General features: G+C 67.3%; 20 protein-coding genes and 1 pseudogene. 14 read left to right on the top strand and 7 right to left on the bottom strand.

Translation table 11 applies throughout. From position 1 onward, the window contains the following. From AC3WRR_RS28545 to AC3WRR_RS28480, 14 genes and pseudogenes are all read left to right on the top strand, one after another. Window positions 1-178, top strand: a pseudogene (locus tag AC3WRR_RS28545) (iron-sulfur cluster carrier protein ApbC); the annotation flags it as partial. 22 nt (window positions 179-200) lie between these two features. After that, window positions 201-734 (top strand): DUF3305 domain-containing protein, encoded by a 534-nt coding sequence (locus AC3WRR_RS28540; protein WP_010813854.1) that lies wholly within the window; start codon window positions 201-203, stop codon window positions 732-734. Window positions 735-761: 27 nt separating this feature from the next. Next, on the top strand, window positions 762-1352 hold the full coding sequence (locus AC3WRR_RS28535; RefSeq protein ID WP_010813853.1) for a DUF3306 domain-containing protein: 591 nt from the start codon (window positions 762-764) through the stop codon (window positions 1350-1352). Between the two features lie 101 nt (window positions 1353-1453). Next, complete coding sequence (locus tag AC3WRR_RS28530) at window positions 1454-3619, top strand: 4Fe-4S binding protein (protein WP_011615920.1); 2166 nt, start codon at window positions 1454-1456, stop codon at window positions 3617-3619. Window positions 3620-3654: 35 nt separating this feature from the next. Further along, on the top strand, window positions 3655-4287 hold the full coding sequence (locus tag AC3WRR_RS28525) for a TorD/DmsD family molecular chaperone (RefSeq protein WP_010813851.1): 633 nt from the start codon (window positions 3655-3657) through the stop codon (window positions 4285-4287). A gap of 199 nt (window positions 4288-4486) precedes the next feature. Then, window positions 4487-4702 (top strand): hypothetical protein, encoded by a 216-nt coding sequence (locus AC3WRR_RS28520; RefSeq protein ID WP_010813850.1) that lies wholly within the window; start codon window positions 4487-4489, stop codon window positions 4700-4702. Window positions 4703-4773: 71 nt separating this feature from the next. Then, complete coding sequence (locus AC3WRR_RS28515) at window positions 4774-7806, top strand: molybdopterin-dependent oxidoreductase (RefSeq protein ID WP_011615919.1); 3033 nt, start codon at window positions 4774-4776, stop codon at window positions 7804-7806. A 15-nt stretch (window positions 7807-7821) separates the two neighbouring features. Further along, window positions 7822-8499, top strand: coding sequence for a formate dehydrogenase FDH3 subunit beta (gene fdh3B / locus AC3WRR_RS28510; protein ID WP_010813848.1), 678 nt, complete (start codon window positions 7822-7824; stop codon window positions 8497-8499). Next, window positions 8496-8732 carry a hypothetical protein gene (locus tag AC3WRR_RS28505; protein ID WP_010813847.1) on the top strand — a complete coding sequence of 79 codons (237 nt, stop codon included), beginning with the start codon at window positions 8496-8498 and terminating at the stop codon, window positions 8730-8732. Before fdh3B ends, AC3WRR_RS28505 begins: the two co-directional genes overlap by 4 nt. A gap of 64 nt (window positions 8733-8796) precedes the next feature. Continuing rightward, complete coding sequence (locus AC3WRR_RS28500) at window positions 8797-10005, top strand: formate dehydrogenase subunit gamma (RefSeq protein ID WP_010813846.1); 1209 nt, start codon at window positions 8797-8799, stop codon at window positions 10003-10005. Window positions 10006-10039: 34 nt separating this feature from the next. After that, on the top strand, window positions 10040-10429 hold the full coding sequence (locus tag AC3WRR_RS28495; protein WP_010813845.1) for a hypothetical protein: 390 nt from the start codon (window positions 10040-10042) through the stop codon (window positions 10427-10429). Between the two features lie 63 nt (window positions 10430-10492). Then, window positions 10493-11323 (top strand): formate dehydrogenase accessory sulfurtransferase FdhD, encoded by an 831-nt coding sequence (locus AC3WRR_RS28490; protein WP_492298730.1) that lies wholly within the window; start codon window positions 10493-10495, stop codon window positions 11321-11323. Window positions 11324-11419: 96 nt separating this feature from the next. Further along, the gene (gene dcd, locus AC3WRR_RS28485) at window positions 11420-11986 is read left to right on the top strand and encodes a dCTP deaminase (protein WP_010813843.1); all 567 of its coding nucleotides are present in this window, start codon (window positions 11420-11422) and stop codon (window positions 11984-11986) included. Between the two features lie 150 nt (window positions 11987-12136). Beyond that, window positions 12137-14410 (top strand): arginine/lysine/ornithine decarboxylase, encoded by a 2274-nt coding sequence (locus tag AC3WRR_RS28480; RefSeq protein WP_011615917.1) that lies wholly within the window; start codon window positions 12137-12139, stop codon window positions 14408-14410. A 68-nt stretch (window positions 14411-14478) separates the two neighbouring features. Here AC3WRR_RS28480 and AC3WRR_RS28475 read toward each other — a convergent pair whose 3' ends face one another. From AC3WRR_RS28475 to AC3WRR_RS28445, 7 genes are all read right to left on the bottom strand, one after another. Beyond that, the gene (locus tag AC3WRR_RS28475) at window positions 14479-14895 is read right to left on the bottom strand and encodes a type II toxin-antitoxin system VapC family toxin (protein WP_037023550.1); all 417 of its coding nucleotides are present in this window, start codon (window positions 14893-14895) and stop codon (window positions 14479-14481) included. Continuing rightward, the gene (locus AC3WRR_RS28470; protein WP_010813840.1) at window positions 14882-15118 is read right to left on the bottom strand and encodes a FitA-like ribbon-helix-helix domain-containing protein; all 237 of its coding nucleotides are present in this window, start codon (window positions 15116-15118) and stop codon (window positions 14882-14884) included. The genes AC3WRR_RS28475 and AC3WRR_RS28470 overlap by 14 nt, the downstream gene beginning before the upstream one ends. 343 nt (window positions 15119-15461) lie before the next feature. Continuing rightward, window positions 15462-17177 carry a TRAP transporter large permease gene (locus AC3WRR_RS28465; RefSeq protein ID WP_010813839.1) on the bottom strand — a complete coding sequence of 572 codons (1716 nt, stop codon included), beginning with the start codon at window positions 17175-17177 and terminating at the stop codon, window positions 15462-15464. Between the two features lie 12 nt (window positions 17178-17189). Beyond that, the gene (locus tag AC3WRR_RS28460) at window positions 17190-17792 is read right to left on the bottom strand and encodes a TRAP transporter small permease subunit (protein WP_492298729.1); all 603 of its coding nucleotides are present in this window, start codon (window positions 17790-17792) and stop codon (window positions 17190-17192) included. 288 nt (window positions 17793-18080) lie between these two features. Further along, window positions 18081-19499, bottom strand: coding sequence for an argininosuccinate lyase (gene argH, locus AC3WRR_RS28455; protein WP_058696732.1), 1419 nt, complete (start codon window positions 19497-19499; stop codon window positions 18081-18083). 133 nt (window positions 19500-19632) lie between these two features. Then, entirely contained in the window at window positions 19633-20385 is a 753-nt protein-coding gene (locus tag AC3WRR_RS28450; protein WP_010813836.1) for an anti-sigma factor, read from the bottom strand. Beyond that, the gene (locus tag AC3WRR_RS28445) at window positions 20382-20978 is read right to left on the bottom strand and encodes a sigma-70 family RNA polymerase sigma factor (protein WP_454751230.1); all 597 of its coding nucleotides are present in this window, start codon (window positions 20976-20978) and stop codon (window positions 20382-20384) included. Before AC3WRR_RS28445 ends, AC3WRR_RS28450 begins: the two co-directional genes overlap by 4 nt. Window positions 20979-21117 lie beyond the last annotated feature (139 nt).

The following is a 21117-nucleotide window of genomic DNA, read 5'->3' as shown; positions in this document are numbered from 1 at the left end:
GCTGAACCTGCAGATCCGCGAGCAGGCCGACTCCGGCCGCCCGACCGTGGTGGCCGAGCCCGACAGCCCGGTGGCCGAGATGTACCGCGCCATCGCGCGCAAGGTGGCGATCAAGGTCGCCGACAAGGCGCGCGACATGACCAGCAAGTTTCCGAGTATCGTGGTGCAAAACACCTGAGCGCGCGCCGCGCGCAGCAACCATGGAAAGCCAGCCTGCCCCCGACCTGCCGGCACCCGCTGCCCGCCCCGCCGTCACCATGGCGGTGGTGATGCGCAAGGTCGCGCTGGCCAACCGCTGGCAGCCGTGGAAGTGGGAGCTGGACGCGGTGCTGCCGGACCTTGGCGAGTTCGGCACGCATCCCGTGTGCCTGGAGCACGACGCCCACGGCGCGCACTGGCTCTACCCGGGCTTCGAGGTGACGTTGTTCCGCGACCAGGGCGAAGGCTATTACCTGAACCTGACCTCGACCACGCCGTGCTGGTTCGTGCTGTGGCGCATGCCAGAGGACGACGGCGCTGGCGAAGAGGCCCATCCGGTGCCGATGACCGTGACGCTGTCGTACAACGAGGCCGGCCGCTGGCTCGATGCCGGCGAGACCGTCGAGAACGTGCCGCTGGCGCCCGAGCAGCGCGAGTGGCTGCAGGCCTATGTCGACCAGCACTACCGGCCCGAGCCCAAGCAGCGGCGCCGGCCCGAATCCTTCAAGGCGCCGGAAGACCGCGCCCGCTACTGATCCTGACGACCTGAGCTTGCCCTGCCGATGAGCGATTCGTCCTTCCTGTCGCGCTGGTCGCGCCGCAAGGCCGCGGTGCGGGAGGGCGTGCCCGTGCCGGCAGAACCGGCACCACCGGCGCATGCCGAAGCCGTCCCCGCGGCCACCGGGGCCGCGCCCGAAGCGCCGCAAGTACCGGCCCCGACGCTGGAGGACGTGGCCGCGCTGCGCCCCGGCGACGAGATCGCCCGGTTCGTGGCCCGCGGCGTGGATGAGTCAGTCAAGCGCGCGGCGCTGAAGACGCTGTTCGCCGATCCGCACTTCAAGGTCATGGACGGGCTCGACATCTATATCGACGACTACAGCAAGCCCGACCCGATCCCGCCGGAGATCCTGCGCCAGCTGCGCCAGTCCGAGACACTGGGCCTGTTCGAGCCGACCGACGAGGAACGCGCGGCGGCACAGGCCGCGGCCGCCGCCGCGGGGCCTGTGGATGTACCGCCGGCGGCGCCCGCCGAGTTCGCCGAATCCGGCGAGACCGCCGACACTACGGACATACCCGCACCAGTCGAAACGCCGCAGCAAACTGTAAGTCAAAGCGCAGAACAGGGCCCGCAAGACCCGGATAAATGCGCGTAGCCTCACAGGTGCAGCGCAGCCTACAATAGGCATCCCCACAATCCGCCGGCCCGCAGACCCCTCGCCAAGAAGGACGTCCGGACCGGTCAGCCGCATTCGCCATGCCGACGCTGATCTGCAACTGCAACGACACCATGCCGCTTGACGGGGCGGCATTGTCCGAAGCAACCAAGGACGCCAACCAGGGCCCCTTGAAGGTCCATCGCCTGCTGTGCCGGCGCGAGATCGGCGACTTCACCGCCGCGCTCGACGGCACCGACGACGTCATCGTCGCCTGCACCCAGGAACGCCAGCTATTTACCGAAGTCGCGGCGCAGGCCGCGCAGGGCAGCGATGGCCGCCCGGTGGTGACTGCGCCGGTGCGCTTCGTCAATATCCGCGAGACCGGCGGCTGGTCACAGGGCGCCCGGCGCGACCCCAAGACCGCCAATGCCAAGATCGCCGCGCTGCTGGCCGTGGCAGCGCTGCCCGAACCTGACCCGGTGCCGGTGGTGGATTACCGTTCCGACGGCGCGGTGCTGGTGCTGGGCCCGGCCCAGCGGGCGCTGCCGTGGGCCGAGCGGCTGGCCGCGATGCAGCTGGAGGTCACGGTGCTGCTGACCGGCAGCGACATGCGTGAAGGCGCCGCGGCGCAGCCTGCGGCGCGCGCCTATCCGGTCCACAGCGGCCGGCTGGCCTCGCTGACGGGCTGGCTGGGCGCGTTCGAAGCCAGCTGGGAGACCGGCGCAGGCCGCAGCAACCCGATCGACCTGGACCTGTGCACCCGCTGCAACGCCTGCATCGACGCCTGTCCCGAGGACGCGATCGACTTCAGCTACCAGATCGACCTGTCGCGCTGCCGCTCGCACCGTGCTTGCGTGCGCGCCTGCGGCGCCGCCGCGGCGATCGACTTCGACCGCCCGCAGGGCACTGTGCAGGGACGCTTCGACCTGGTCTTCGACCTGTGCGACACGCCTGCCTTCACCATGCACCAGCCGCCGCAGGGCTATCTGCACGCCGGCGCCGATGCCGCGCGCCAGCAGGCCCAGGCGCTGATGCTGGCGGGGCTGGTGGGCGAGTTCGAGAAGCCCAGGTTCTTCCGCTACAAGGAAAACCTGTGCGCGCATGGCCGCAACCAGACCACCGGCTGCACCGCCTGCATCGACATCTGCTCGACCGAGGCCATCGGCTCGCGCTGGCATGACGGCAAGGGGCGCATCGAGGTCACGCCCAACCTGTGCATGGGCTGCGGCGCGTGCACCACCGTGTGCCCGAGCGGGGCCATCAGCTATGGCTACCCGGGGCCGGAAGTGACCGGCGCGCGCCTGCGCACGCTGCTGTCAGCGTACCGCCAGGCCGGCGCGCGCGATCCGGTGGTGCTGCTGCATGGCGAGGAATACGGCACGCCCGCGCTGCTGGCACTGGGCCGTTCCGCCCGCGGCGGCAAGGCCAGGGGAGTGCCCGCCAATGTGATGCCGTTGTCGCTGTTCCACCCGGCCTCGGCCGGGCTGGAGCTATGGCTCGCCGCGCTGTGCTGGGGCGCCAGCCGCGTAGCGGTGCTGCTGACCGGCGACGAGGCACCGCAGTACCGCACCGCGCTGCTGGAGCAGATCGCGGTCGGGCGCGCTCTGCTGGCCGGCCTGGGCTATGACGGCGAGGTACTGTCGCTGGTCGAGGCCGCCGATACGCCGGCGCTGGATGCCGGCCTGGCGGCGCTGCGCCCGGGCCGCAACGCAGTGCCGCCGGCGCCGTTCGGCCCCGTCGCGGCCAAGCGCGAGATGCTGGACTTTGTGCTGGATCACCTGGCGCGGCACGCGCCGGTGCCCGCGCCAAGCGTGCCGCTGCCGGCCGGCGCGCCGATCGGCGCGATCGCGGTGGATACGGGCAAGTGCACCATGTGCATGGCCTGCGTCGGCGCGTGCCCGTCGCAGGCGCTGCGCGACAATCCCGAGCGCCCGGTGCTCAGCTTTATCGAGCGCAACTGCGTGCAGTGCGGGCTGTGCGAGAAGACCTGCCCGGAAGACGCCATCAGCCTGGTGCCGCGCCTGCTGGCCGGCGACGCAGCGCGCCGCCCGGTGACCCTGAACGAGACCCAGCCGTTCCATTGCATCCGCTGCGCCAAGCCGTTCGGCACGGCGCAGATGGTGGAGTCGATGCTGGTGCGCCTGGCCGGCCATCCGGCCTTTGCCGGCGCCGCGGCCGAGCGCCTGAAGATGTGCCCTGACTGCCGCGTCATCGACATGATAGAGCGCGATACGGGAACCGCCACCGGCGCCACGCTGCGCTGACAGCGGCCAGGCCACCCAGGACAAATCATCACGACATGACAGATTTCCAGCCGATCCAGCTCACCGCCGCGCCGCCCGCCGACGATGCCGAAGACACCGCCCGCGCCGACCTCTATGGTCTGCTTGCCACGCTGTTCTACCACGCGCCCGACGCCGCGCTGCTGCACCACATCGCCGCCAACCGCGCCGTGGGCGAGGACGCGAACACCGTGCTGGGCAAGGCGTGGAACGCATTGTGCGATGCAGCATCGGAGACCACGGCGGCCGAGGCCGAGGACGAGTACCGGCAGCTGTTCGTGGGCGTGGGCCGCCAGGATGTGTTCCTGTACGGCTCCTTCTACATGACCGGTTTCCTGAACGAGCGCCCGCTGGTGGCGCTGCGCGAAGACCTGGCCCGCTACGGCCTGGAGCGCCATGAAGATGTCAGCGAAACCGAGGACCATATCGCCACGCTGTGCGAGGTGATGCGCTTCCTGGTGGCGGGCGACGACCTGGCGGTGTCCAACCTGGGCGAGCAGCAGCGTTTCTATGCGCAGCACCTGCAGCCCTGGGTGGAGCGATTGTGCGATGCAGTGACGACGCACCCGCAGGCGCGTTTCTATCGCAGCGTGGCAGGCTTGCTGGGCGCGTTTGCCGGCGTGGAAGCGATGGCGCTCGAGATGCATTGAGCGGGCGGCATTGAATATCGGCGCGCTTCGAGGCTTCTTTAGCGCAGCGGGCCCAAGGCGGCCATTTACACGAAAATGGGTTGGAAAGTAGGGAAAAACCCGTGCATATCATGGTCTTTCCTGCTAGTTGATTCTAGAATATGCATAACAACGCATAACGGCTAAAACCATCGGGCTTGGACAGCCGAGGAGCCCCCACATGACACAGAAGCAAACCAGGGTCGCGCGCCGCACGTTTCTCGCGGGCGCTGGAGTTGTGGCTGCCGCTACGGGTGCGGCAGCGCTGACCGCGCGCGGTCCGGCCATGCCGGACCAGGCCGCAGCTCTGCCGGAACCCACCGATCCTCCGTCGGCCAGCAAGGGTTACCGGGTCTCTGACCACATCCGCAAGTACTACCGGACCACGCTGGTGTAGCTGCCAGGGCGGTGTGGTCTGCCGCACCGCCTGCAACCGGACGCGACCTGCGTCCGCATCTGAGGTGAGACATGATCTTGACCCGCAAACGCGCGGCGCAGGGCGCATCCGCCCGCCTCGCTGACGGCCTGGCCAACCGGCCTGAACATGCCGGCGCAGCCTCCGGCCGACTCTCGCAGCGGCTCGCGGCCAGCCTGGCCGGCGCGATGCCGACCATGGACCGCCGCAGCTTCCTCAAGCGCTCTGGCATCGGCGTCGGTGCCGGGCTGGCGGCCTCGCAGCTGACGCTGATCCGCAAGGCGGACGCAGCCGACGACAAGAAGGCGGCTGCCGACGGCAAGACCGGCATCGTGGTCAGGCGCACCGTGTGCGGCCACTGCTCGGTCGGCTGCGCGGTCGATGCGGTGGTGCAGAACGGCGTGTGGATCCGCCAGGAGCCGGTGTTCGATTCGCCCATCAACCTGGGCGCGCACTGCGCCAAGGGCGCGGCGCTGCGCGAGCACGGCCACGGCGAATACCGCCTCAAGTACCCGATGAAGCTGGTCAACGGCAAGTACCAGCGCATCAGCTGGGACCAGGCGCTGGACGAGATCACCGCGAAGATGAAGGAGATCCGCCAGCAGACCGGCCCGGACTCGATGTTCTTCGTCGGCTCGTCCAAGCACAGCAACGAGCAGGCCTACCTGCTGCGCAAGTGGGTGTCGTTCTTCGGCACCAACAACACCGACCACCAGGCGCGCATCTGCCACTCCACCACCGTGGCGGGCGTGGCGAATACCTGGGGATACGGGGCGATGACCAACTCGTACAACGATATGCAGAACGCGAAGGCAGCGCTGTATATCGGCTCCAACGCGGCCGAGGCGCACCCGGTATCGATGCTGCACCTGCTGCACGCCAAGGAGAACGGCTGCAAGGTGATCGTGGTCGATCCGCGCTACACGCGCACCGCAGCCAAGGCGCAACACTACGTGCGCATCCGCTCGGGTACCGACATCGCGTTCCTGTTCGGCATGCTGTACCACATCTTCCAGAACGGCTGGGAAGACCAGAAGTACCTGCAGGACCGCGTCTACGGCATGGACAAGGTCAAGGAAGAGGTCATGGCCAAGTGGACGCCCGACAAGGTCGAGGAAGTCTGCGGCGTGCCCGAGGCGCAGGTGAAGATGGTGGCCGAGATCATGGCCAAGAACCGTCCCAGCACGCTGGTGTGGTGCATGGGTCAGACCCAGCACACCATCGGCAACGCGATCGTGCGGGCCTCGTGCCTCGTGCAGCTGGCGCTGGGCAATATCGGCGTGGCGGGAGGCGGCGCCAACATCTTCCGCGGCCATGACAACGTGCAGGGTGCCACGGACGTGGGCCCCAACCCGGACTCGCTGCCGGGCTACTACGGCCTGGCCACCGGCGCGTGGAAGCACTACGCCGCGGTGTGGGGTGTGGACTATGAATGGATCAAGAAGCAGTTCGTCTCGCAGGCGATGATGGAGAAGTCCGGCACCACGGTGTCGCGCTGGATCGATATCGTCACCGAGAAGAACGAGCTGATCGACCAGGACAACAACGTGCGCGGCGTGTTCTTCTGGGGCCATGCCCCGAACTCGCAGACGCGCGGCCTGGAGATGAAGAAGGCGCTGGACAAGCTCGACCTGCTGGTGGTGGTCGACCCCTATCCGTCGGCGACCGCGGCCATGGCCAACATGCCGCCGGCCGAGGGCGACAAGGTCAACCCGAACCGCGCGGTCTACCTGCTGCCGGCCTGCACGCAGTTCGAGACCTCGGGCACGTGCACCGCGTCGAACCGCTCGCTGCAATGGCGCGAGAAGGTCATCGAGCCGCTGTTCGAGTCGATGCCCGACCATACGCTCATGCAGGCGTTTGCCGACCGGCTCGGCTTTGGCAAGGAGCTGTCGAAGAACATGAAGCTGATCGAGGTGAAGCGCGCCGGCCGCACCTGGATGGAGCCGGAGCCAGAATCGATCCTGCGCGAGATCAACGCCAGCAACTGGACCATCGGCTACACCGGCCAGTCGCCGGAGCGGTTGAAGGCGCATATGCGCAATATGCAGATGTTCGACGTCAAGACGCTGCGCTGCAAGGCGGGCAAGGACCCGGTGACCGGCTACGACCTGAGCGGCGACTACTTCGGGCTGCCGTGGCCGTGCTACGGCACGCCGGAACTGAAGCACCCGGGCTCGCCCAACCTGTACGACACCAGCAAGCACGTGATGGACGGCGGCGGCAACTTCCGCGCCAATTTCGGCGTGGAGCGCGACGGCGTCAGCCTGCTGGCGGAGGACGGTTCGTATTCGCTGGGCGCTGAGATCACCACCGGCTATCCGGAGTTCGATCATGTGCTGCTGAAGAAGCTGGGGTGGTGGGACGACCTGACCGATGCCGAGAAGGCCAAGGCCGAAGGCAAGAACTGGAAGACCGACCTGTCGGGCGGCATCCAGCGCGTGGTGATGAAGAACCATGGCTGCCACCCGTTCGGCAACGCCAAGGCGCGCGCGGTGGTATGGAACTTCCCCGACGCGATCCCGCAGCATCGCGAGCCGCTGTACTCCACGCGCCCGGACATGGTCGCCAAGTACCCGACCCACGACGACAAGATGGCGTTCTGGCGGCTGCCGACGCTGTACAAGTCGGTGCAGCAGCGCAATATCGAGAACAAGGTCTATGAAAAGTTCCCGATCATCCTGACCTCCGGGCGGCTGGTCGAGTACGAGGGCGGTGGCGAAGAAACCCGCTCCAACCCGTGGCTGGCCGAACTGCAGCAGGAGAACTTCGTCGAGATCAACCCGCGCGCGGCGTCCGACCGCGGTATCCGCAACGGTGACTTCTGCTGGGTGAAGACGCCCACCGGGGCCCGCATCAAGGTGCGCGCGCTGGTGACCGAGCGGGTGGGGCCCGATACCGCGTTTATCCCGTTCCATTTCTCGGGCTGGTGGCAAGGCAAGGACCTGAAGGACTACTATCCCGCGGGCGCGATGCCGGTGGTGCGCGGCGAGGCGGTCAACACGGCCACCACCTACGGCTATGACTCGGTGACGATGATGCAGGAAACCAAGACCACCGTTTGCCAGATCGAGCGGTTTGCCTAAGCGCAGAGGGACACCATGGCACGCATGAAATTTATCTGTGACGCCGAGCGCTGCATCGAGTGCAACAGCTGCGTCACTGCCTGCAAGAACGAGCACGAGGTGCCCTGGGGCGTGAACCGGCGCCGCGTGGTCACCGTCAACGACGGCATGGTCGGCGCCGAGAAATCGATCTCGGTGGCCTGCATGCACTGTTCGGACGCGCCCTGCATGGCGGTCTGCCCGGTCGACTGCTTCTACCGCACCGAGGACGGCGTGGTGCTGCACGACAAGGACGTCTGCATCGGCTGCGGCTACTGCTCCTACGCCTGCCCGTTCGGCGCGCCGCAGTTCCCGTCGACCGGCACCTTCGGCGTGCGCGGCAAGATGGACAAGTGCACCTTCTGCGCTGGCGGCCCGGAAAAGAACGGCTCGGAAGCTGAGTTCGAGAAATACGGCCGCAACCGCCTGGCCGAAGGCAAGCTGCCGCTGTGCGCCGAGATGTGCTCGACCAAGGCGCTGCTGGGCGGCGACGGCGATGTGATCGCCGACATCCTGCGCAACCGCGTGATCAAGCGCGGCACCGGCGGCGACGTGTTCGGCTGGGGCACGGCCTACGGCACCGCCAAGGGCGGCGCGGCCCAGCCGGCCCAACCGGCACAGCCGGCGCCCGCTGCACCGGCCGCACCCGCGGCCCCGGGAGGGCAAGCGTCATGAACCGCGTCCGCGTTGTTGCATTGGTGTCGCTGTGCGGCGTGCTGCTGGCAGCTTGCGGCGAGAAGCCGCAGACCATCAGCCCGTCGCACCGCAAGACTGACGCCCAGGCCTACCAGGGCGCCCCGGATGATCCGTTCGTGGCCAAGGGCTGGAAGCAGGGCGACAAGACCAGCTGGGACAACCAGATTCGCCAGCGCAACCAGTTGCAGAACGAGTACAACCGCACGCAATGAAGGCGCTGCAGCTGGGCCGCCCCGGCAGCCGGGCGCTGGCCCTCGACGATCCGAAGGAGTGCACATGACGCCGTCGCAGAATGCATGCCGCGCAGGCTGGCGGCGCTGGCTCAGCGCCGGCGCGCTGGCACTGGCGGCCTTTGCCGGCACCGCCGCCGCACAGGCGCCGGCCTCGGCACCGCCGGCACCGGCCGCCGCGCAGGCCAATGCCGACACCAACAACCCGGCCACGCACCCGGTCCAGCCGCTGGCCGGCATCGCATCCGAGAATATCTTCAACATACCGCGCCGCGATATCGCCGCCGAGGCCCAGTCGCAGCAGCAGCGCACCGTCACGCAGCCCGGCAACAATGCGCCGGTCTGGCGCGAGGTCAATTCCGACCAGCGCCACTACAGCAGCCTGCCCGACAAGGAAGCCGGCGTGCTGATCCAGCGCACCGGGCAGCAATGGCGCCTGTTCCGCAACGGCGTCATCACCGTCTGGGGCGGCTGGCTGCTGCTGGTGGTGCCGCTTGCCATCCTGGGCTTCTTCCTCTGGCGCGGCGCCATCCCGCTGCGCACGCCGCGCACCGGCCGCATGATCGAGCGCTTCACGCCGCTTGAGCGCATTGTCCACTGGACCATGGCGATCTCGTTCGTGGTGCTGGCGGTGTCGGGCATCGTGCTGCTGCTGGGCAAGCATTTCCTGCTGCCGCTGATGGGCCACATGCTGTTCGGCTGGCTGACCTACGTGCTGAAGAACCTGCACAACGTGATCGGCCCGATCTTCACGCTGTCGGTGATCGTGGCCTTCGTGGTGTTCGTGCGCGACAACCTGCCCAACCGCGACGACATGCGCTGGGTCACCAGCCTTGGCGGCCTGGCGTCCGGCAAGCATGTGCCGAGCGGGCGCTTCAATGCCGGCGAGAAGATGTGGTTCTGGATCGGCGTGTTCGTGTTCGGGCTGGTGCTGTCGGCATCGGGCTGGGTGCTGGACATGATCGTGCCAGGCATGGACTACTACCGCGCGACCATGCAGATCGCCAACGTGATCCATGGGATCTCGGCCGTGCTGATGATCGCGATGGCGTGCGGCCATATCTACATGGGCACGGTCGGCATGGAAGGCGCCTACCGCGCCATGCGCGACGGCTGGGTGGACGAGGCCTGGGCCAAGGAGCACCACGAGCACTGGTACGACGACATCAAGTCCGGCAAGATCCCGGCCCAGCGTTCGGCCAGCCCGGAAGCCGCCGCGGGGCGCAACACCCGGCATACCCCGGGCGAAGCCTGAGGCCGGCTGCCAACCAGACCATGCGGAACCCACGATGACGATGACACGCACCCTGACGCTGGTTGCCCTGTGCGCGGGCGCCACCCTTGCCACTGGCGCGCTGGCCAAGCTGCCGCCGCCGACCGAGGCCCAGCAGGCCAAGGCCGCTGAGACCAAGGCGCGCGCCGCCTGGGCCGACAAGGTCGCCGCCTACCAGTTGTGCCGCGCGCAGGACAAGACCGCGGCGCGTTACTTCGCCGAGCGCAAGGCCCACGGCCAGGAAACCCGCGCGCCGTCGCAAGCCGCCGCGTGTGCCGATCCGGGCCCGTTTGTGGCGCCGACCGCCGCTGCGCCGGCCGCCCCGGCGCCAGCCGTGGCCAGCACCGCGGCCGACGCCAAACCAGCCGCGGCCGGCGCGGTACAATCCCCTGCAAAGGCGCCGTAACCACAGCCCCATGCACGCCGCGCGCGGCGCGGGGCCCTCACCAGCAGTCCCGAGCCCCTCGTCATGACCCTGCGTCCCGAGCTTACCCAGGCAGCCGTTCCCCTGATCGAAGAGGTTGAAGTCGTCGACGAGCAGGGCCGCGTGCGCGCGGCCTACCTGCCGGGCGAGCGTCCGCTGACGGTCTACCTCGACAAGCGCGAGCTGGTCACGCTGATGACCCTGGGCGGCGCGCCCGAGCACCTGGTGCTCGGCTACCTGCGCAACCAGCGGCTGGTGGAATCGATCGAAGACATCGCCGCGGTGCAGGTCGACTGGGAAACCGAGTCCGCCGCCGTGACCACGCGCAATGGCGTGGACCGCATCGAGGAACGCACCGCGCGCCGCGTGGTGACCACCGGCTGCGGGCAAGGCACCGTGTTCGGCTCGCTGCTCGATGAGGTCGACAACATCCGCCTGCCGGTTGGCGCCACGCTGGACCAGGACACCCTGTACGGCATCATCGACACCATCCGGCTGCAGCAGTCGGTCTACAAGCAGGCTGGCTCGGTGCACGGCTGCGCGCTGTTCCAGGGCACCGAGCTGCTGATGTTCATCGAGGACGTGGGCCGCCACAACGCCGTGGACGCCATCGCCGGGCGCATGTGGCTGGAAGGCATGACGGGCAGCGACAAGATCTTCTACACCACCGGGCGCCTGACTTCCGAGATGGTGATCAAGGGCGCGCAGATGGGCATCCCGTTCCTGCTGTCGCGCTCGGGCGTGACGCAGATGGGCTACCAGATGGCCCGGCGCGTCAACCTGACGCTGTTTGCGCGCTGCACCGGCAAGCACTTCCTGCTCTACACCGGGCGCGAGCGCTTCCGCCACCGGCTGCCTGAAGACGCGGTGGTGTAAGCGGCACTTGGTTGTTTGCGTTTGCATAAAGGGGTGGGCGCGATTGGTTGTACAATGCGGCGCACTCCGAGCCAGTGTGTTTACCCTCCCAACCTTATGAGCATCAAATCCGACAAGTGGATCCGCCGCATGGCGGAGCAGCACGGCATGATCGAGCCGTTCGCGCCAGGCCAGGTCCGGGAGCAGGACGGGCGCAAGATCGTTTCGTACGGCACCTCGAGCTACGGCTACGACATCCGCTGCGCCGACGAATTCAAGATCTTCACCAATATCAACAGCACCATCGTCGATCCGAAGAATTTCGACGAGAAGTCGTTCGTGGATTTCAAGGGCGATGTCTGCATCATCCCGCCCAATTCGTTCGCGCTGGCGCGCACGATGGAATACTTCCGGATCCCGCGCAGCGTGCTGACCATCTGCCTGGGCAAGAGCACCTACGCCCGCTGCGGCATCATCGTCAATGTGACGCCGTTCGAGCCGGAGTGGGAAGGCTATGTGACGCTGGAGTTCTCCAACACCACGCCGCTGCCCGCCAAGATCTACGCCGGCGAGGGTTGCGCCCAGGTGCTGTTCTTCGAGAGCGACGAAGTCTGCGAGACCTCGTACCGTGACCGCGGCGGCAAGTACCAGGGCCAGCACGGTGTCACACTGCCGAAGACCTGAGCGCATTACAATGCCGGCGTTTGCCGGAAGGCTGGCCCCGAGAATGGCCGCCACACCTGACGTCAGAGCCACATGTCGCCGCAGCGGGGAACCTCCTGCCGGCCATGTGGCTCAAGTCCTTTATGTCCTGCTTTCCATCAAGGATGCCCGATGAAATTCCGTTTCCCCGTCATCATCATTGACGAAGACTTTCGCTCCGAGAACATCTCCGGCTCGGGCATCCGCGCGCTGGCCGAGGCGATCGAGAAAGAGGGCATGGAGGTCATGGGCCTGACCAGCTACGGCGACCTGACGTCGTTTGCGCAGCAGTCCAGCCGGGCATCGACCTTTATTGTCTCGATCGATGACGACGAGTTCACGCGCGACGGCGATGACCAGCTCGAGGCCGCCGCCATCGAAAAGCTGCGCGCCTTCGTCACCGAAGTGCGCCGCCGCAACTCGGACCTGCCGATCTTCCTGTACGGCGAGACCCGCACCTCGCGCCACATCCCCAACGATATTCTGCGCGAGCTGCACGGCTTCATCCACATGTTCGAGGACACGCCGGAATTCGTGGCACGCCACATCATCCGCGAAGCCAAGGTCTACCTCGACACGCTGGCGCCGCCGTTCTTCAAGGCGCTGATCGACTACGCGCAGGACAGCTCGTACTCGTGGCACTGCCCGGGGCACTCGGGCGGCGTGGCTTTCCTGAAGAGCCCGGTGGGCCAGGTGTTCCACCAGTTCTTCGGCGAGAACATGCTGCGCGCCGACGTCTGCAACGCGGTCGATGAACTGGGCCAGCTGCTGGACCACACCGGCCCGGTGGCCGCATCGGAGCGCAATGCCGCGCGCATCTTCAACTCCGACCACATGTATTTCGTCACCAACGGCACCTCCACCTCGAACAAGATGGTGTGGCATGCCAACGTGGCGCCGGGCGACATCGTGGTGGTGGACCGCAACTGCCACAAGTCGATCCTGCACGCGATCATGATGACGGGCGCGATCCCGGTCTTCCTGATGCCCACGCGCAACCACTACGGCATCATCGGCCCGATCCCGAAGAGCGAGTTCGATCCGGAGACGATCAGGAAGAAGATCGCCAACCACCCGTTCGCCAGCAAGGCCAAGAACCAGAAGCCGCGCATCCTGACCATCACTCAGGGTACGTACGATGGCGTGCTGTACAACGCCGAGCAGATCAAGGAAATGCTGGCCGCCGAGATCGATACGCTGCACTTCGATGAAGCCTGGCTGCCGCATGCGGCCTTCCACGACTTCTATCGCAATATGCACGCGATCGGCAAGGACCGCCCGCGCAGCAAGGACGCGCTGGTGTTCGCCACCCAGTCGACGCACAAGCTGCTGGCCGGCCTGTCGCAGGCCTCGCAGATCCTGGTGCAGGATTCCGAGACGCGCAAGCTGGACCGCTACCGCTTCAACGAGGCGTACCTGATGCACACCTCGACCAGCCCGCAGTACTCGATCATCGCCTCGTGCGACGTGGCCGCGGCGATGATGGAAGCGCCGGGCGGCACCGCGCTGGTGGAAGAAAGCATCCAGGAGGCGATGGATTTCCGCCGCGCCATGCGCAAGGTCGAGGGCGACTACGACGACGGCAAAAACGGCGACTGGTGGTTCAAGGTGTGGGGCCCGGACGCACTGATCGAAGACGGCATCGGCGACCGCGAAGAGTGGATGCTCAAGGCCAATGAGCGCTGGCACGGCTTCGGCGACCTCGCCGACGGCTTCAACCTGCTCGACCCGATCAAGGCCACCATCATCACCCCGGGCCTGGACGTGGACGGCGAGTTCAGCGAACGCGGCATCCCGGCGGCCATCGTCACCAAGTACCTGGCCGAGCACGGCATCATCATCGAGAAGACCGGGCTGTATTCGTTCTTCATCATGTTCACTATCGGCATCACCAAGGGCCGCTGGAACTCGCTGGTGACCGAGCTGCAGCAGTTCAAGGACGACTACGACCAGAACCAGCCGCTGTGGCGCGTGCTGCCGGAATTCGTCGCCAAGCACCCGCAATACGAGCGCATGGGCCTGCGTGACCTGTGCGATGCGATCCACAGCGTGTACAAGGCCAACGACGTGGCCCGTGTGACGACGGAGATGTACCTGTCGGACATGGAGCCGGCGATGAAGCCGTCGGATGCCTGGGCCATGATGGCGCACCGCGAGATCGAGCGCGTGCCGGTCGACGACCTGGAGGGCCGCGTCACCGCCATCCTGCTGACGCCGTACCCGCCGGGCATTCCGCTGCTGATTCCGGGCGAGCGCTTCAACCGCACCATCGTGCAGTACCTGAAGTTCGCGCGCGAGTTCAACAAGCTGTTCCCTGGCTTCGAGACCGACATCCACGGCCTGGTCGAGGACGAGGTCGACGGCAAGACGGCGTACTTTGTCGACTGCGTGAAGCAGGGCGGCTGAGCGCCAGTCCGCGTTCCGCTGACGTGAACAGGGCCCCGCTATGCGGGGTCCTTTCTTTTGGGGTGGGGCTAGGTGAACGGATTCAGCAGCATCGCGCCCGTGCCGCGGAAATCCTCAACATTGCGCGTGACAATGGTCAGGTCGTGGATCAGCGCGGTGGCGGCAATGAACTTGTCCAGCGCGTGCTCAGGCCGCGGCGCGCGCAGCTGGCCCCAGACCTGGGCGACGTCGGCATCGACAGGCAACACCAGCCGGCCAAAATCCTCCAGCACGGTCGCCAGCCATTGCTCCAGCACCTCGGCCTGCGCCGTATCGCCGCGATGGCGGATCAGCGCTACGCCACGCTGGAGCTCGCCCACGGTCAGCGCCGACAGGTAGAGCGCGGCACCTTCCCGCGCCGCCTGCCGGAAGAATGCGCGCACGCCGGGGTTGGCGCGTTCGCGCTTGCGCGTTTCGCTGATGACGTTGGTATCAATCAAATACACGCGGCGCCTCGCCTGGATTCTGGATCCGCTCGAAGTCGGCGTCTTGCCCGACGTCCGGGATGCTGGCCAGCACCTCGGCCAGGCTGCGCCGGCGCGTGCCGCCCAGCGCCTGCGCCAGGATGGCGCGGTGTTCGGCCTCGGCGCTGCGGCCGTTGGCGACGGCCCGCTCGCGCAGGCGCTGGACCAGGGATTCATCGATGCCACGAACGAGTAGTGTTGCCATCTTGAGCTCCTCACCATCGGATGGAGCAAGGATAGCATTGTTATCAATACGGCGGTCACGTATCGACGGCAGGCTGTGCATCGTTGCCGTGTCCGGCCGGTACAAGGGTGTGGTGGGCATGGTGGCTCTCCTGGGGGTCAGTCTGCTGAACACAGGAGCCAGTCTGGGCCCCGCCGGAGCGCCGGTCGATGAGCCGATTCGCAATCGCGCGCCATGCCTTGCGGCGACACCAAAGCGCCACCGCGCCACCACCGCCGGACGGCGCCGGGGTGGACCCGCGCCAATGAAAAAGCCCCGCGTTGCCGCGGGGCTTGCCAGGCTTGCGCGTCCCCGGGGAGCTGGTTCAGCGCTTCTTTTCGAACTCAAACTGCGGCGCGGCCGATTCGCTTTCCGCGGGCGGCTGTGTCGGCAGCTCCAGCGATCCGCCAGCGGCGGGCTGCGACCCCGGTGCCGGTACCGACAGGCTCGGCGCCGGCTTGGGGCTGGTGCCTCCCAGGTCGAGGCTCAGGTCGCGCGTGATGCTGCGATCCTGTGCCTTTTGCGTGCCGGTGCTGACCAGGCCGGGGAAGACGATGATCAGCGCCACCATCACCAGCTGGATGACCACGAACGGCACCGAGCCCCAGTAGATATCCGAGGTCTTCACCTCGCGCGGCGCGACTGAGCGCAGATAGAACAGCGAGAAGCCGAACGGCGGGTGCATGAACGAGGTCTGCATGTTCACGGCCAGCAGCACGCCGAACCAGATCAGGTCGATGCCGAGCTTGTCCGCCACCGGGCCGACCAGCGGCACCAGGATAAAGGCCAGCTCGAAGAAGTCCAGGAAGAACGCCAGCAGGAAGAACAGCACGTTCACCGCGATCAGGAAGCCGGCCTGGCCGCCGGGCAGCGCGGTCAGCAGGTGCTCCACCCAGATATGGCCGTCCACGCCGTAGAACGTCAGCGAGAACACGCGCGCGCCGATCAGGATGAAGATCACGAAGGCCGACAGCTTGAGCGTCCCTTCCATCGCCTGCCGGGTCAGCCCCAGGTCAAGGCGGCGCTTCATCAGCGCCAGCACCAGCGCGCCGAGCGCACCCATGCCGCCGCCTTCGGTCGGCGTGGCCACGCCGACGAAGATCGTGCCGAGCACCAGGAAGATCAGCGCCAGCGGCGGGATCAGCACGAAGGTGACCTTCTCGGCCATGCGCGACAGCAGGTTCAGCTTCAGCGCCTTGTTGATCACCGCCAGCACGAAGGCGAACAGGATGGCCGCGCCGACCGAGATCACCAGCCGCTCATCCAGCGGTGCCTCGGGCTTGTACATCTTGTCCACCGCCACGCCCACCACGATCGACAGCGCGGTCAGCACCAGCACCGAGGTGGCGCCGCTCTTGCCGCTGGGTTCGCGGAAGGTGCGCGCCTCGAGCGGCAGCGCCGGCGCCGCGGCCGGCTTGATCAGCGTGATCAGCAGCACGTAGCCCATGTACAGGCCGGTCAGCACCAGGCCCGGCACGAACGCGCCCTTGTACATGTCGCCGACCGAGCGGCCGAGCTGGTCGGCCAGCACGATCAGCACCAGCGACGGCGGAATGATCTGCGCCAGCGTGCCCGACGCGGCGATCACACCCGACGCCAGCCGCTTGTCGTACTTATACTTCAGCATCAGCGGCAGCGAGATCAGCCCCATCGAGATCACCGAGGCCGCCACCACGCCGGTGGTCGCTGCCAGCAGCGCGCCGACGAAGATCACGGCATAGGCCAGGCCGCCGCGGATCGGGCCGAACAGCTGGCCGATGGTGTCGAGCAGGTCCTCGGCCATGCCTGAGCGTTCCAGGATCAGGCCCATGAAGGTGAAGAACGGGATCGCCAGCAGCGTGTCGTTCTCGATGATGCCGAACAAGCGGCTGGGCAGTGCCTGCAGCAGCGCGGGCTGGAGCAAGCCCAGCTCGATGCCGACGAAGGCGAACAGCAGACCGTTGGCGGCCAGCGCGAAGGCGATCGGAAAACCCGACAGCAGGAATATGACCAGCGTGCCGAACATGATCGGCGCCATGTTTTGGATCAGGAATTGCGTCATCGTAGGCGCCTGTTATTGTTTTGCCGACGGGCCGGGGCGATCGGCGTCCGCTATCGTCGCGGCGATTTCCGCTGCGGGGTCGATCGAATGCTTGCGGAATGCGGAGGCCGGCAGCAGGCCCTTCAGGTAGGCGAAGCGCTTGATCAGTTCGGACAGGCCTTGCAGGATCAGCAGGAAGAAGCCAGCCACGATCAGGAACTTGGCCGGCCAGCGGATCAGGCCGCCGGCATTGCCCGACATTTCATGGCCGACATAGGACAGCCAGAAGTAGGGGATCGACAACCACAGAATGATCAGCGTGATCGGCATCAGGAAGAAAATGATGCCAAAGACGTCGATCCACGCCTGGGCGCGCTCGGACAGGCGGCCGGCAATGACGTCGATGCGGACATGCTCGTCGCGGCGCAGCGTGTAGGGCGCACCGAGCAGGAACACACCGGCGAACATATACCACTGCAGTTCGAGCCAGGCATTGGAGCTGATGCTGAAGGTGTAGCGAATGATGGCGTTGCCCGCGCAGACCAGTACGGCCAGCAGGATCAGCCATTTCGCCCACTGCCCGATGAAATCAGTCACGGCGTCGATAAGCCGCGAGATCCTCATAAGGAAAGACATGTGATCGTCCTAGGGATTTTGGGATACAGGGGTGGCGCGTTAGTCTACGGTGTCAGCCGCTCCGTATCTTTAGGGTGAATCCCCAGTGCATCACATTTGCACCGATTTCCGCACCAATTAGGTGCGGTTTTCGATGGGATTCGGATATTTCAAGGCCGAATGTTTACCGGCGGAGAATGACCGCTACTTGCCATAAACCATAGCTAATAGGTGCGTTTGCACACAGAAAATCAGAACGGGAGCTTGTTGCTCCCGTTCATGGCCGGCGGGTTACCCCTGAAGCGGGGGTCAGCCGTTCAGCGTCTTGCGTGCCTCGGCGATGGCGGCGCGCACCTGCGCCGGCGCCGTGCCGCCGATATGGTCGCGCGCGGCGACCGAGCCTTCCAGCGTCAGCACCGCGTGCACGTCGTCGCCGATCAGCGCGGCCTTGTCGCCCAGGCCCGAGACTTCGCGCAGCTCGGCCACGCTCAGGTCGGCCAGGTCGCACTGGCGGCTGTCGCAGGCGCGCACCGCGTGGGCCACGGCCTCGTGCGCGTCGCGGAAGGGCAGGCCCTTCTTGACCAGGTAGTCGGCCAGGTCGGTGGCGGTGGCGTAGCCCTGCAGCGCGGCGGCGCGCATCGCTTCCGGCTTGACGGTGATGCCCGGCACCATGTCGGCAAAGATGCGCAGCGTGTCCACGATGGTGTCGACGGTGTCGAACAGCGGCTCCTTGTCTTCCTGGTTGTCCTTGTTGTACGCCAGCGGCTGGCCCTTCATCAGCGTCAGCAGGCCGATCAGGTGGCCGTTGACGCGGCCGGTCTTGCCGCGCGCCAGTTCGGGCACGTCGGGGTTCTTCTTCTGCGGCATGATCGAGCTGCCGGTGCAGAAACGGTCGGCGATGTCGATAAAGCCCACGCGCGGGCTCATCCACAGCACCAGCTCTTCCGAGAAGCGCGACACGTGGGTCATCACCAGCGCGGCGGCGGCGCAGAATTCGATGGCGAAGTCGCGGTCCGACACGGCGTCCAGCGAGTTGCGGCACACGCCGTCGAAGCCCAGCTGCTGCGCCACGAACTCGCGGTCGATCGGGTAGCTGGTGCCGGCCAGCGCGGCCGCGCCCAGCGGCAGGCGGTTGACGCGCTTGCGGCAGTCGGCCATGCGCTCGGCATCGCGCGTGAACATCTCGTTGTAGGCCAGCAGGTGGTGGCCGAAGGTCACCGGCTGCGCCACCTGCAGGTGGGTGAAGCCGGGCAGGATGGTGTCGGCGTTCTGTTCGGCCAGGTCCAGCAGCGCGGCGCGCAGCGCGCCCAGCAGCACCATGATGTTGTCGATCTCGCTGCGCAGCCACAGGCGGATGTCGGTGGCGACCTGGTCATTGCGCGAGCGGCCGGTGTGCAGGCGCTTGCCGGCATCGCCCACCAGCGCGGTCAGGCGCGCCTCGATGTTCAGGTGGACGTCTTCCAGGTCCAGCTTCCACTCGAAGCCGCCGGCCTCGATCTCGGCCTTGATCTGCGCCATGCCGCGCTCGATCTCGGCGCGGTCGGCCTCGGCGATGATGCCCTGCTTTGCCAGCATGGCCGCGTGGGCCAGCGAGCCCTGGATGTCGAACAGGGCCAGGCGCTTGTCGAAGAACACCGAGGCGGTGTAGCGCTTCACCAGGTCGGACATCGGTTCGGAGAAGCGGGCGGACCAGGCTTCGCCTTTCTTGGCAAGTTGGGAGGTGGACATGGACGTCGGCTGCAGTGGCTCGCGCCGGCGTGCGGACGGCGGCGGGCGCGAGAAATTGGGAAACGGCGATTATATCGCCCGCCGGCCCGCTGGCGGCACTGGGTGGCGCTGGCCGGCCCGGCAGCGCCGATCATCAGAGCCGGCTGTGGATCACAGGCCCCTTGAACACCACCGGGCCGCTTGGCCCATCGGCGTTGGGCGAGCCGCCCGGCGGCTCGATGCTGACCGCCAGCGCGGGCACCGCCGCGGGCAGTTGCGCCAGCGCCAGCCGGGCTTCGGGTGCCCGCCCGATCACGCCGAGCGACTGCGGCTTGCCGCCCGCAGGCAGTGCCCACAACTGCAGTACCTGCTGGTCGCTCAGGGCCAGGTGATCCAGGCGGCGCACGATCAGGCTGCGTGCGCCGGCGTCCCACGACACCAGCATCGCAGGCTGGGCACGGTCGTCGTTCAGCACGGCGAGGACCTCGGCCGGCGCCGCCTGATCCTGCCGGGCCAGCTGGATGCCGATGCCGACGGCCAGCACCGCCACCATGGCCATTGCCGCCGCGGCGCCGCGCCAGAACACCGGGGCTGACCACAGGCGCTGCCACCAGCCGTCCGCAGGGCGGGTGTCAGGCGCCGGGCGGTCCGGCTGACTGGCCGGATCTGCCATTTTCCAGCCGAGGCGATCCTCGATCCCGCACCAGACCTTGTCGACCGGCTCGGCGGCCGCCTGCAACTCGGCCACGCCCGCCAGCCGCGCCTGCCAGCGGTGGATCGCGGCGCGCACCGCGGGCTCTTCGCGCGCGAGTTGTTCCAGGCGTCGGCGTGCGCCGCCGCGCAGCACCCCCAGCGCGTACTGCGCGGCGATGCGGTCGAGCAGGTCGGGATGGCTGGCCAGCTTCATGCCGCGCCCTCCATGCAGCTGCGCAGCCGCTCCAGGCCGCGCCGGATCCAGGACTTGACCGTCCCCAGCGGCGCGCGCAGGCGGGCGGCCAGCTCGGCGTGGCTCAGGTCCTGCAGGTAGGCCAGCATGATGGCCTGGCGCTGCGGCTGCTCCAGGCGCTGCAGGCAGCGGTTGAGCGCGCGTGCCTGCTGGCTGGCATCGGCCAGTTCCGCGGGCCCGGCGGTGTCGTCGGCCAGCCACTCGCCCAGGTCTTTGTCAAGCTCGACCGTCTGCCCGACGCGTGCCGCGCTTGCCCGGCGCAGGCAGTCCAGCGCGCGGTTGCGCACGATCGCGGTCATCCAGGTCATCGGCGCGGCCAGGTGCGGCCGGTAGTCGCCGGCGTGGTGCCAGATGCTGACAAAGCTTTCCTGCACGACATCCTCCGCCCAATCGCGCCTGCCAGTGATACGCAGCGCAAGGCCAAACAGTTTCGTCGCGGTGAGGTCATAGAGGCCGCGCAGCGCCTGCCGCTCGCCGATGGCCACGGCCTGGAGCAGGGCCGCAAGCCGCTCGGCGCCGGGCGGCGCGGCGTAGGTTTCGGCGGAAGGGGACACCGGAGAGGGGGGCACCGGGGCGTCTCGCGAAAGGGTGTTGCCGGATTATAGGCACGACCTTGCATCCGATTGGCCCCGGCGTGCGTATCAGGTGGCAGGCGCACGATGGCGGCCCCGGGCTGCGGGCCGCGGCGCCGTT

This window comes from Cupriavidus sp. FW305-3-2-15-C-LB2, assembly GCF_058787575.1.
The sequence above is the reverse complement of the archived record's forward strand: the minus strand, read 5'-3'. Positions and strand labels throughout refer to the sequence as shown.

What these genes read in the sequence shown, in the direction of transcription:
- AC3WRR_RS28540 (WP_010813854.1), top strand. Translation starts at nt 201, where the DNA reads ATGGAAAGCCAGCCTGCCCCCGACCTGCCGGCACCCGCTGCCCGCCCC.
- AC3WRR_RS28535 (WP_010813853.1), top strand. Translation starts at nt 762, where the DNA reads ATGAGCGATTCGTCCTTCCTGTCGCGCTGGTCGCGCCGCAAGGCCGCG.
- AC3WRR_RS28530 (WP_011615920.1), top strand. Translation starts at nt 1,454, where the DNA reads ATGCCGACGCTGATCTGCAACTGCAACGACACCATGCCGCTTGACGGG.
- AC3WRR_RS28525 (WP_010813851.1), top strand. Translation starts at nt 3,655, where the DNA reads ATGACAGATTTCCAGCCGATCCAGCTCACCGCCGCGCCGCCCGCCGAC.
- AC3WRR_RS28520 (WP_010813850.1), top strand. Translation starts at nt 4,487, where the DNA reads ATGACACAGAAGCAAACCAGGGTCGCGCGCCGCACGTTTCTCGCGGGC.
- AC3WRR_RS28515 (WP_011615919.1), top strand. Translation starts at nt 4,774, where the DNA reads ATGATCTTGACCCGCAAACGCGCGGCGCAGGGCGCATCCGCCCGCCTC.
- fdh3B (WP_010813848.1), top strand. Translation starts at nt 7,822, where the DNA reads ATGGCACGCATGAAATTTATCTGTGACGCCGAGCGCTGCATCGAGTGC.
- AC3WRR_RS28505 (WP_010813847.1), top strand. Translation starts at nt 8,496, where the DNA reads ATGAACCGCGTCCGCGTTGTTGCATTGGTGTCGCTGTGCGGCGTGCTG.
- AC3WRR_RS28500 (WP_010813846.1), top strand. Translation starts at nt 8,797, where the DNA reads ATGACGCCGTCGCAGAATGCATGCCGCGCAGGCTGGCGGCGCTGGCTC.
- AC3WRR_RS28495 (WP_010813845.1), top strand. Translation starts at nt 10,040, where the DNA reads ATGACGATGACACGCACCCTGACGCTGGTTGCCCTGTGCGCGGGCGCC.
- AC3WRR_RS28490 (WP_492298730.1), top strand. Translation starts at nt 10,493, where the DNA reads ATGACCCTGCGTCCCGAGCTTACCCAGGCAGCCGTTCCCCTGATCGAA.
- dcd (WP_010813843.1), top strand. Translation starts at nt 11,420, where the DNA reads ATGAGCATCAAATCCGACAAGTGGATCCGCCGCATGGCGGAGCAGCAC.
- AC3WRR_RS28480 (WP_011615917.1), top strand. Translation starts at nt 12,137, where the DNA reads ATGAAATTCCGTTTCCCCGTCATCATCATTGACGAAGACTTTCGCTCC.
- AC3WRR_RS28470 (WP_010813840.1), bottom strand. Translation starts at nt 15,118, where the DNA reads ATGGCAACACTACTCGTTCGTGGCATCGATGAATCCCTGGTCCAGCGC.
- AC3WRR_RS28465 (WP_010813839.1), bottom strand. Translation starts at nt 17,177, where the DNA reads ATGACGCAATTCCTGATCCAAAACATGGCGCCGATCATGTTCGGCACG.
- AC3WRR_RS28460 (WP_492298729.1), bottom strand. Translation starts at nt 17,792, where the DNA reads ATGTCTTTCCTTATGAGGATCTCGCGGCTTATCGACGCCGTGACTGAT.
- argH (WP_058696732.1), bottom strand. Translation starts at nt 19,499, where the DNA reads ATGTCCACCTCCCAACTTGCCAAGAAAGGCGAAGCCTGGTCCGCCCGC.
- AC3WRR_RS28450 (WP_010813836.1), bottom strand. Translation starts at nt 20,385, where the DNA reads ATGAAGCTGGCCAGCCATCCCGACCTGCTCGACCGCATCGCCGCGCAG.